The following is an 11,932-nucleotide window of genomic DNA, read 5'->3' on the forward strand; positions in this document are numbered from 1 at the left end:
CCTGCACCATTTCATCGCTTTTTTAAGTTTTTTTTATTGTTGCTCAAATCTTTTTGCGCAAACATCTCCAACCCCCCAGTTGTTACCTTACACACAGGATTTTTCTACATTAATTCCAGCGATAACGACTTATCCCGATGGACTTGTGGGTTGGAATGCAAGCACAACACCTGGATCAGCTTTTAATACAAGCGGAACTGGAGCTACAGACAAACCAATTGTGGCAAATGGTAAAGCAAATATCACTACAGGGGGTATTTATAACTATGATCAAAAAATAGGGTTTTTAAATACAGGATCCCTTGATCAAACGTTAGTATTGGCTTTTAATAGTGTTGGCAAAACAGCTATACAAGTTCAGTACGATGCAATGACTATTCGTAACCCTTATGATGTACCGCCAACTACCACTAATACGCGTATTAATGAAATGGTTTTGCAATATAGAGTTGGTACTACTGCTTCTTTTACTTCCATATTATCTACTGCTTATTCTAATAATAATGTAAAACAAATCACTGCCGTTACGGATCCTCAAAATCTACAAACAATAAAAATTACTTTGCCGACAGAATGTGAGAACCAACCTATTGTTCAAATTAGATGGATTTCAAGATTAGCTTCTGGAGCAGGTTCTCGTCCTTCTTTTGCAATCGATAATATTGATGTTCGAAGTGATGTTGTGGCTCCGGTAAGTGCTGTAGGTTATCCAAAAGTAGATAATGTACTTTCAGGAAGCTTTGATTTTTCTAACAAATTAGATGAAACAGCAAAGACTTATTATGTGTTATTGGCTTCTGGAAGTGCAACTCCAAGCGCTGCTCAGATAAAAGCGGGTCTTGATGCAAATGGCGCTGCTGCTTTACAATCTGGTTTTTTGGATATTATCGATAAGTCTCAGGTTTATGTAAAAACCTTTAGTGGTTTAGCACTTAATACTGCATATTCAGTTTTTTCTATTTCAGAAGATCCTTATAGTAATATACAATCCATAGTTAATAAAATAGATGTTACGACATCCAATGTCGCAATTCCTTCTTTAACGACAACACTTGCTTCCCTTGATTTGGGATTTTCAGAAGCAAATTATAGTTCAGAAAATTTAAGTTACCAAATTCAGGCTTCTAATCTTACGAATGATGTGGTAGTAACTGCACCTGCAAATTTTACAATTTCTAAAGATAATAGTAATTTTATTTCTACACTTACATATACTGTGGCTGATTTTGCTTCTAATGCAACTCCAACAGTTTATGTGCGATTCACTCCAACTGCAATTGGTAGTTTTTCGGGACAAATTACAAATGAATCTACAGGAGCGGTAACAAAAAATATCGCTTTATCCGGAATCGGAATTAACCCGTATGTGCAAGGTTTCAACGATGTAAATGTTTTAACGAATAGTGGATGGACACAATATAATATTGCTGGTACTGTAAATTATTGGGCAAATACAACAGTTGCCAGAAACGTAAATTCAGGAACTGGAGCAGTACTAATGAATGGTTATTCAGATACTGGAGCTAGTAAAGACTGGTTGATTTCGCCTAAATTACGTTTGGATAATTTTGGACAATTTCCGTTGTTATCTTTTTATTCTCGTAAATTCTATGCGGGAACAGATTTAAAATTAATGGTTTCTACCGATTACGACGGAAAAAGTAATCCAACTACTGCTACATGGACAGAAATTCAAGGTGATTTCCCGACTACAACTGGTACATATGTACGATCGCAATACATAAACTTAGGAGCTTACAAAACAAGTCATACGTATTTGGCATGGGTTTATGAAACAACGGCTGGAGGAACAAATTTTGCTGCAGAATGGTCTTTGGATGACGTTGAAATTACAAATGAGTCTGGTTATGTAGCTGCAAATCCTAATTTAGATTTTGGTGATGTGAATGCAAATACGATTTCTACTAGTCAGTCTTTCGTTTTAAAGGCTGATGGTTATAATGATATCACTATTAAAGCTCCCACAGATTATCAGGTGTCTTTAGATAATATTACCTTTTTATCGACTGTTGTAGTTGCTGCAACCGACGCAGCAGCTGGAAAAACAATTTATGTACGATTCACTCCTTCTGTAAAAGTATTAAGTATTTCAGGTGTATTAACAGTGACAGGAACTGGTTTAAATAAATCAATCGGTTCTTTAACGGGATCTTCATTACCAAAAGCAGATACTTTTGATATTGTAACGTACAATTTAGAGTTTTTTGGTAGCGATGTAAAAGGTACGGACGGAGTAGAATTTGGTCCTACCGATGATGCTCTTCAAATTGACAATGTAGCGAAAGTAATGAACAAATTAAATGCCGATGTGTATGTAGTTCAGGAAGTTTCGGATGAACCGGCAATAGATCAATTAATACAAAAGATTAGCATCAACGGAAAAACTTTCGATAAAACAGTTTCGACTTCCTGGTCTTATTCTTTTGAACCACTAGATCCAAATTTTCCTCCGCAAAAATTAGTGGTACTTTACAATACACAAACTGCAACAGTAAAAAACACTCGCGTACTATTTAAGGATTTATATGATGGAGTTCGCGCTGGAACTAAAACATTACCTAATTATCCTGGAGGTAATGGAGCAAGCTTTTTTGCATCAGGGCGTTTACCATACATGGTACAAATAGAGACAAATCTTGGGGGAGTTAAAAAGCTGGTTAATTTAGTAGATCTTCATGCACGCGCTAATAGCGGAACAGATATATCCAAATATAATATGCGTAAATATGATGCACAATTATTAAAAGACAGTTTAGATGTTTATTATCCAAATTCGAATTTGGTAATTTTAGGAGATTATAATGATGATGTAAAAACATCTGTTATTGCAGGAAATTCTTCCTCTTATGAATCTTTTGTTACGGATACCAGTAAATACAATGCACTTACATTAGGTATTAGTAATGCCGGAGCCTATAGTTTTTTAAGTTCTGGTGGATTTTTAGACCATATTATTATTTCAAATGAATTATCAGATCAATATATAGCTAATTCTATTGCAGTTTATGATCCTCGTACTGACATTACCAATTATACTACTACAACTTCTGATCACGGACCTGTAATTGCGCGTTTTGAATTAAAAGCGGGTACTTTGTCAACAATTGATTTTGAAGTAAAAAACGGATTTTTTGTAAAAGCATATCCTAATCCTGCAACCGATATTGTAAATGTCGCAGTAAAAAGTAAAACAGATAAAAATCTGAAATTAAAATTTTATGATTTAAGCGGTCATTTAATAGGGAATTCTAGAGATATTACTAGTTCTCAAGATATAAGTACAACAGTAATTCCGGTAACACATTTACAATCGGGAATTTATTTTTATACTTTAACAGAAAACAATAAGGTTGTTTTTAGTGGTAAGATTCTAAAAAAGTAAGCATAAATATATTTTTATAAAGCAGGCAGCTCCATATTAGAGCTGCCTGTTTTTTTATTTTATAAAATGAAAACCCCGACTATATAATGCAATCGAGAAATTCATAGTAATAGGTCAACTTGTTTTAGGACGAGACAAATCTATAAAAAAAACTCCGAGTCGGGAGACTATGGAGAGAGGTTACAATTTCATTTCTAATAATGCTACTTTTAGGTTTCGATGTTGAACAGGTAACTCTGGGGTATTTAGAGTTGTATAATTTTCTATAAATTGAAATCCATAGCTTTTATAATATTCAATGATATTTGAATTGTCAGCCCAAGTGTCCATTCGGACATATTTCAATTCTTTTTTGTTAGCCAATTCGATAACCCATTTCAGTATTTTTTCAAATTGTTTTTGACCTTTTAATTTTGGATTAACAACAATTCGATGTAAATAAATGGCATCGCCTTTTTCCATTTTTCTCCAAATTAGTGCATCACTAAAGCAGATACTAAAAATGCAAAGAATATCATTTTCTATTTTAATTTTAAATTGCAGTTTCTTGCTAATGTCCTGTTTGATACAATTTTTATCATAAGTAGTCCAACCAACATAATTATTCTTTTTTATATAAGTAATTGCTTCTTCAAAAAAGGAATAGATTAAATCTAAATCGGTTGTTGAAGTGTTTTCTATTAGGTAAGCTTCTGTTTTTTTAAGTTCATTTTGCATAATTTTTTATAATTATTTCATTGTGATGCTGTACGTGATAAATAGTAAAATAAAGTATTTCTCTGGCTGTTATTTTTCCTAAAACAGGATGTGGACAATTGTATTTTTCTAATTCGTCTTCTGACCAATTTTGTAAACTTGAAATAAAAGCTTCCAGTATTTTTTTGCCTTGATTTACTGATTCCTTACTATCAGTCTCCAGGTTTGATTCAGGAATAAATGGTGTCGTTGTTGTTATACCATTTGCTATAACATTCTGAAAGTTTTTTATAAATTCTTCGTAGGTATTAGATTCTCTTTTTGACAAACCAAAATTAGATTCAATATTTGATTTTGGAAGTGATAGATAATTAGTGACTCTTGATAAAGTTAAGGTAATGTGTTCTACATTTTGAGTCACCGACCATTTATCATTTTTAGAAATATTCGCATTTGGCAAATGAATTGCCGTCTCCCAAAAGGTTAAATGTGCCGTATTAAGATTGATTATTATTTCGTTCTTATTCATCTTTATTTAGTTTTTTTAAATACTCTTCGGTAAAGTGTTCGTTGTGTTTTTCTTTAGAAAATTTTTCAGCATTATAACTGTTTGAATTCCCTTTTGGAATAGAAAGTGAAATCCATTTTTCGTTGCAAATCATTTTACCAATAAATACCATTTGTCCCACATGATAGGGGTAATGTGCCAATTGTCTATTGATAGCTTCCGTGACAGAATGACCTTGATTTCGGATATAGATTGTTCTTGAAAAATCATTTTCTTGCAAGGAATTTAATGCGTCAAAGAGGCAATTCCAACCGTCATTCCATTTTTGAATGAGTTCGGTTTTGGTTTTAATGTCATTCTCAAATTCTTCATCTCGGTGCCTCCATTCTTTTTCTCCGTCTGAACTCAAAAATTGGGTCCAACGAGATAACATATTTCCACTTAAATGTTTTACGATAATAGCTATACTATTGCTTTCATCATTGTATTGCCAAAATAGTTTATCATCTGGTATTTGATCAATAGTTTTGTCGCCTAGCATTTTGTAATACTCAAATTGCTTTTTTACACTTTCTAAATAAGGGATGTCCATAGTATATAAAATTTAGATTATAATATTCCAGTTTCGAGTTGTTCCAAATAAATAAAGTCAGGTGATTTTACTCCAGCGTCAGCTCTGATTTTAATAAGCTTTGGAGATTGAAAAAAATCTTTTGCTTGTTCAAGTGAAGACCAAACAGAAAAATGAACAATCTTATTGGGGTCTTTCTCGTATTTAAGCACTTGATAGGATATTTCACCCGCTTCTTTTCTAATTTGAGAAGCACTGTCAAATATTTTTTTCCAAGCGGTGTAATCTTCCACTTCGTGAATTATTAAAACGTATTTCATATTTTGTTGATTTATTACTTATAAAATATACCGATTGGTATATTGTTGTTCAAATTTTTTTAGGCTCTTAAATCATTTATCATTTTTTCTAAAAAATCCATTGTAATTTTTAGAACTTCTGGACTACCTGTAACTTTAGCTTGCATTACGGCACCTTCTATGAGAGACATTAAAATAAATGAAAATTCATTTGCATTTGTAGAAGCCTTAATCTCATTTCTTTCAATACCAGTTTGTATTGATTTTTCAATTGCTTTTTTCCAGAATTTAAGCGCTGTAATAGCTTTATTTCTTAATAATGGATGTGTATCATCTGCTTCAGTAGAAGTATTTAATATAGGACATCCCGCTTTTAATATCGGAAGTTCTAAAAAGATTCTATAGGTTTCAGGATACACAAGTAATCGATCAATCATATTCGAGCGGACTTCAATTTGTTTCCTTAAATGAGTAACTATTTGATTGTAGTTATAATCAAATACTTCTAAAGCTACTTCATCTTTATTTTTAAAATTCCCATAAATGCTGCCTTTAGTCAGACCAGTGGCTTCCGTTATGTCGTTCATTGAAGTACCTGTATATCCTTTAGCATTGAATATAGGAGCTGTTTTTTCAATTATGAATTGTTTGGTATGTTCTGCTTTTGACATCATCAAATAGTGTTATTTTAATACAAATATAATTAAAATATACCATTCGGTATATTTGTTTGTATGATTTTGTTTTTAATTACTATAGCTTAATAATCTTTTGTAAGTTGTTTTTATAAACTATCTATATCTATAGCTTTATGAAAAAAGGCAATATCTTATTTTTCGAAAACAAGATATTATTCTTAGTTAGCTTTCTGCTAAAATGATTTCTCCCTGGTTTATCTCTTTTATTTTGAAATATTACTATTTGTAAACTTTTACAAGTGGTGTTTTTTTGTATTTAATAAAAACTTCCTTTCAAAACATCTATAAATAGGTTCTGTACATCGTCTCTTAATGATTTAATTACCTAAGATTAATATCATGTTAAGGATTTCTTAAAACTAAAAAGTTTACTAATAATAAAAATTTAATCATTTTTGCATCAAATAATTTACTAATACTAATAATTTGAATTAAGATTAGAAAATTGATAATTATAGAGCAGTAAGATTAGATTCGGTAATCTGTTTGATAAAATTGCTTCCTTTTTAATTATCTAAAATTTTAACCTTGTTTCACTTTTTTTACAATAAAAGAAATGAATGCTGCTACATCACTTTAAAAAAAAAAGAAAATGAATTTAAAAAGGAATAAAAATGAACTTAAAAAAGAAAAGAAAATGAACTTAAAAAAATTAGGAAAAGGGCTATTGTTTTTTTTCGTACTTGGATGCAACACTGTCTTTGCTCAAACTTTATTTAAGGGGCGCGTAACAGATGAAATTAAACAGCCAATGCTACAAGTAAGTGTTGAAGTTGTTGGTTCTAATAATAGTGTTGTTACTGATTTAGATGGGAAATTTTCGATAAATGCGAAAAGCGGTCAATCACTTTTATTTAAATTTTTGGGATATAAATCTCAAAAAGTAGTATTGATTGATCAGGTTGAATTAGATATTAACATGATTCCTGAACAGGAAATATTAACAGAAGTAGTGGTAACTGCTCTAGGAGTTAAAAAAGAAGTGAAAAAACTGGGTTATTCTCAATCACAGATTAAAGGAGATGATCTTACTCTAGGACGTGATGCGAACCCAATAAATTCGCTGGCTGGAAAGGTTGCTGGTCTGCAAATTGGTGCTAGTTCTGAGTTTTTTGGTGCACCAACAGTGGTGTTGCGCGGTAGTAAAGATGTTCTGTATGTTGTAGACGGACAACCGGTAAACTCGGATTCGTATAATTTTAATGCAGACGATGTTGAAACCTATACTGTACTTAAAGGACCAAATGCAGCTGCATTATATGGTTCTAGAGGAATTAACGGTGCAATTATAATTACCACAAAAAAAGGAACAAAGGCAAGTAAGGGCTGGCAGGTAGATTATAACAGTACAACCGAATTGGACAAAGGATTTATTGTATTGCCGGAAAGTCAAACCGAATATGGTCGAGGTAGTAATTACCAATACAGTTATGGGAATGTGTTATACGACAATAAGCAGCGTTTACCAGAATGGGGACCTCGTTTTAATAGTGGCTTCGAAACACAACAATATGATAGTCCTTATGACGCAACAACAGGTATTAGACAAAAAACGCCTTGGTTAAATCGTGGGGCTGATAACTTTGATAAGTTTGTACAAAACGGTGTTGTGAGCACGAATAGTCTTGCTCTTTCTGCAAGCGGCGACAAATACAATATTCGAGCTTCATACGGGCACACGTACCAAAAAGGAATTTTCCCTAATACAAAGTTAAACTTAGATAATTTTAAAATTAATTTCGGATACGATATTAGTCCAAAATTAAGAGTGGAAGCAGATATGAATTTAAGTTTGCAGTATTCACCAAACGTGCCAGACGTACAATATAGTCCTAACAGTTATATATATATGTTTAAGGTTTATGGTTCTGCCGATTATGATATCAATGATTTAAAAGATTATTATAAAGGACCACAAGGTGTACCAGGTTTAACTCAATACGCACCAGAATACGGAAGGTTGAACAACGCCTATTTTATGGCTAACGAATGGTTAAAAGGAAGACATAAAACCGATGCTTACGGGTCTTTAAAAGCTATTTATGATTTTAATGATGATTTAAATCTATCATTGACACAATCTATAAATACTTACAATCAACTTAATACAGAAGATGTTCCAGCTTCGGCTAACTTAAATTTGTATTTACCTTGGTATAGCTTTGGCTGGTATGGAGATTATAGACGTGATGAAAGAACATTGATGGAGAATAACACCGATTTAATCTTAAACTACAAACACAAATTCAGCAATTGGGACATAAGTGCATTAGTAGGAGGAAACCAACGCTCTTTTTCTTATGATTCTTCTTGGGCAACAACTCAAGGGTTATCTCTTCCAGGAGTTTATAATATGAACAATTCAGCGGCTAAACCGTATAGCTACGATTTTGCTTCTAAAATGCAGGTGTATAGTGGTTTTTACTCATTCGATATTGGATATAAAAAATATTTCAATTTTAATACCACTAACCGTGTAGATAATCTGTCGACTTTACCAAAGGGGAACAATACGTATTTCTATCCTTCGTTTGCATTAAGTTCTGCCATTTCAGATTTTGTAAAATTACCTGAGTTTGTTTCATTCTTGAAAGTACGTGCTTCTTATGCGGACGTAAAAGGAGGGTTGACAGCTACAACAATTGGTACTTCTTATAATGCATTAAATTCTACAGCATTAGGTACGGGTTGGAATAGCAAACCAGTATTTGGGTTATTGGGTTATGGAACAGAAAATTATTCACCGTACAACGGACCAACTTATGTAAACGAATCACCAGTGGCTTCTGGTACTTTTTATAACGGAACGCCTTCAATTACTTTATCCAATACGATTGCTAATGATAACATAAAACCTTTTAACGTAGAATCGATTGAGACAGGATTCGATGTGAAATTTTTCTCTAATAGATTAGGTTTAAATGCTACATTTTTCATGACAACTAATGGTCCTAATATTTTTCAATTGCCAGTTTCAAATGCAACAGGATCAAACAATCAGTTGATTAATGGAGTAACTACATTTAAACAAGGTGTAGAACTTGAATTGATGGGATCAGTGTTAAAAAGCAGAGATGGTTTAAATTGGGATGTTAATCTAAATTATTCAACTTATAAAGAAACACTTAAGGAAATCTATGGCGATCAGCAGTACTTACAGCAAAACGGACATAATTTTGTAGTTGGAGATAGACTTGATGCTATTTATGGAACCAAATTTGTTAGAGATGGCAGTGGGAATATCGTAAACGGAAGTGGAGGATTGCCTTTACAGTCACCAGGAGGTATTGCAAATAACGGCTTTTTGGGACATGCTAATCCAGATTTCTCTTTTGGTATAACTAATACTTTTAAATATAAAGATTTCAGTTTAAGTCTTCAGTTTGATGGTCGTATAGGTGGAAAAATGTATGACTTCGTTTATTATCATGCTATGAATGGAGGTACAGACCTAGAAACTGCTACAGGCGATTTCGGTGCAGCACGTTTAGCTGAATGGAATAGTACTGCTAATGGTACTAAAGCTGCAACACCATCTTATGTTGGTCCTGGAGTTAAAATTACATCGGGTACACCTCATTTTACCGATGGACAAATTGACAATTTAAATGATTTAACTTTTGCTCAAAATGATTTACCAGTATCTGTACAAAGCTACATTTCTAGTGGTATAGGTGCTAATGCGGATGAATATTATATGATTGACCGCTCTTATGCAAAACTTCGTGAACTTTCGTTTGGATACAGTCTTCCTTCAAGATTGTTAGCCAATTCATTCATCAAAAAAGCAACTTTCTCTTTGGTGGGCAGAAACTTATTGTATTTCGCAGCGCGTAAAGATATCGATTTGGATCAATATGCGTCGGGTTACAATGCTTCTGACAGAGCTTTGGTTGGTGGTAGCGCAGGCAGTGACCTTTCTAGTCCGACTGTTCGCCGTTATGGTTTCAATATTAATTTAACTTTTTAATCTTTCTATTTCCATGAAATTAAGAAACATAGTTTATAGTTTAGTAGGCATCAGTTGTTTAGGTTTGTTTTCTTGCCAAGAAGGCGATTTAATTGATAACCCAAACGTTGCAAATGAAGATGCAATTATTCCTAGAACATTACTGTTAAATCATTTAACAGCAACAATGATCCGAACTGATGAGCAACCTTGGGCTTTATCTGCTGGTGGTGTACAGTACAATATATCTAATTACCAATATTATAGATTTAATAATAATTACAATTATGGTAATACCAGTGATAGTTATGATATTTTAAAATACGCATTAAGCTTGGAGAAACAAGCTGTTAAACAATCTGGTAATAATACCAATGTTTACTTTGCATTATCACAATTTTATAAAGCGTATTCTGGTATTTGGCTATCGCAAAGAGTGGGGGATATTCCGTTTTCGAAAGCTGGAGATTCAAATAACTTGACACCAGTTTATGACAGCCAGCATGATGTTTATAAAAATGCATTAGTGATGCTTGATAATGCTAATGGCTTGATGAAAAACTTAATTGCAACGACACCAAGCTTGGCTTCAACAAAAGTAGATACTGGTGGTGATGTTTTTAACTTTACTTATCTACAATGGCAAAAATTGATTAATACGTATACTTTGCGTGTTTTAGTTAGCTTAAGCAAAAGGGCGCAGGATAATCCCGATTTACAGATAGTTCAAAAGTTTGCCAACATAATTAACAACCCATCGCAATACCCAATAATGGAAGGGAATAGTGATAATATGGTGTATGTTTATAATGCCGTAAACAGGTATCCTATTTATTCCTTGCAATTAAATGCTTATAATAATTTTTCAAATCCGGGTGGTACCTATTTAACCATTGGATCACAAAACAAAGATCCTAGAATTTTTGTTACTTCTACTCCGGCACCTGCCGAAATAACTGCGGGAAAACCAGTAAGTGATTTTTCTGCTTACAAAGGTTCTAATCCTAATTTGTCACAGGCAGTTTTGCTGACCAATTCTGATAATGGTTTGTATTCTTTTGCAAATTACAACCGTTATTATGTTTCTCAAACGGGTGCAAATGCAGAGCCTTTTATATTTATTGGTTATTCGGAAATGTGTTTTAATATTGCTGAAGCTATCAACAGAGGATGGGTAACTGGTCAAAATGCCAGCAGTTGGTATTTGAAAGGAATTAATGCATCGCTAGCTACTTATGGATTGAGCGAGGGGCAAACGGTTACTATCAATTTCCCAATCAGCTCTACTAATATTAAAATTAATCCTAAAAGTCTTAAGCAAGGTGATACATGGGGAACTGCTACAGTTAATATTGCTCAGTTCTTAACGAATGTGGCTTATGCAGGAGATAATGCAACAGGATTGAATCAAATCTTAACGCAAAAATACATGGCTATGTTTAACAATTCCGGATGGGAAGCTTTTTATAACTATCGTCGTACAGGAGTACCGGCATTGTTGAGCGGAGGAGCTGGAATTGGTACAGCAAATGGTGTTTTGCCACGCAGATGGATGTATATGGCAACGGAGTCTGCCTACAATACATTAAACTATCAGCAAGCTGTACAAAATCAATTTGGAGGCGTAGATGATCCTTTAAAAGATGCTTGGTTGACCAAATAATTGATAAAGAAAGAGAAGAGCATTGTTCTTCTCTTTTTTTTATAAATGAATTAGAGGTTTAATCTGGATTTGAAATCAGTAAAAATAAATTCCGAATCTCTTACGATTATTGATATATAAAAAAGCCAGAATCTAAATAAGATTC

General features: G+C 33.1%; 8 protein-coding genes. 3 read left to right on the top strand and 5 right to left on the bottom strand.

Annotation, left to right across the window (positions count from 1 at the left end):
* Positions 1-79: 79 nt before the first annotated feature.
* Entirely contained in the window at positions 80-3,403 is a 3,324-nt protein-coding gene (locus ACUN3A_RS16515) for a choice-of-anchor J domain-containing protein (protein WP_445552386.1), read from the top strand.
* 180 nt (positions 3,404-3,583) lie between these two features.
* Here ACUN3A_RS16515 and ACUN3A_RS16520 read toward each other — a convergent pair whose 3' ends face one another.
* From ACUN3A_RS16520 to ACUN3A_RS16540, 5 genes are read right to left on the bottom strand one after another with little or no spacing between them, the layout of a single operon-like run.
* Positions 3,584-4,120: a GNAT family N-acetyltransferase gene (locus tag ACUN3A_RS16520; RefSeq protein WP_445552387.1), complete on the bottom strand. Its 537-nt coding sequence runs from the start codon at positions 4,118-4,120 to the stop codon at positions 3,584-3,586.
* A complete protein-coding gene (locus ACUN3A_RS16525) occupies positions 4,110-4,628 on the bottom strand; it encodes a DinB family protein (protein ID WP_445552388.1) in 519 nt (172 codons plus the stop codon). Before ACUN3A_RS16525 ends, ACUN3A_RS16520 begins: the two co-directional genes overlap by 11 nt.
* A complete protein-coding gene (locus tag ACUN3A_RS16530) occupies positions 4,621-5,199 on the bottom strand; it encodes a DUF1572 domain-containing protein (protein WP_445552389.1) in 579 nt (192 codons plus the stop codon). The genes ACUN3A_RS16525 and ACUN3A_RS16530 overlap by 8 nt, the downstream gene beginning before the upstream one ends.
* A 17-nt stretch (positions 5,200-5,216) precedes the next feature.
* Positions 5,217-5,498 (bottom strand): antibiotic biosynthesis monooxygenase, encoded by a 282-nt coding sequence (locus ACUN3A_RS16535; RefSeq protein WP_445552390.1) that lies wholly within the window; start codon positions 5,496-5,498, stop codon positions 5,217-5,219.
* 59 nt (positions 5,499-5,557) lie between these two features.
* Complete coding sequence (locus ACUN3A_RS16540) at positions 5,558-6,148, bottom strand: TetR/AcrR family transcriptional regulator (protein ID WP_445552845.1); 591 nt, start codon at positions 6,146-6,148, stop codon at positions 5,558-5,560.
* 664 nt (positions 6,149-6,812) lie between these two features.
* Here ACUN3A_RS16540 and ACUN3A_RS16545 point away from each other — a divergent pair.
* Together ACUN3A_RS16545 and ACUN3A_RS16550 are read left to right on the top strand one after the other, a co-directional pair.
* Complete coding sequence (locus tag ACUN3A_RS16545; protein WP_445552391.1) at positions 6,813-10,145, top strand: SusC/RagA family TonB-linked outer membrane protein; 3,333 nt, start codon at positions 6,813-6,815, stop codon at positions 10,143-10,145.
* A gap of 13 nt (positions 10,146-10,158) precedes the next feature.
* Positions 10,159-11,787 (top strand): SusD/RagB family nutrient-binding outer membrane lipoprotein, encoded by a 1,629-nt coding sequence (locus ACUN3A_RS16550; protein WP_445552392.1) that lies wholly within the window; start codon positions 10,159-10,161, stop codon positions 11,785-11,787.
* The last annotated feature ends 145 nt before the right edge of the window (positions 11,788-11,932 follow it).

The organism is Flavobacterium sp. WC2509 (assembly GCF_052683105.1).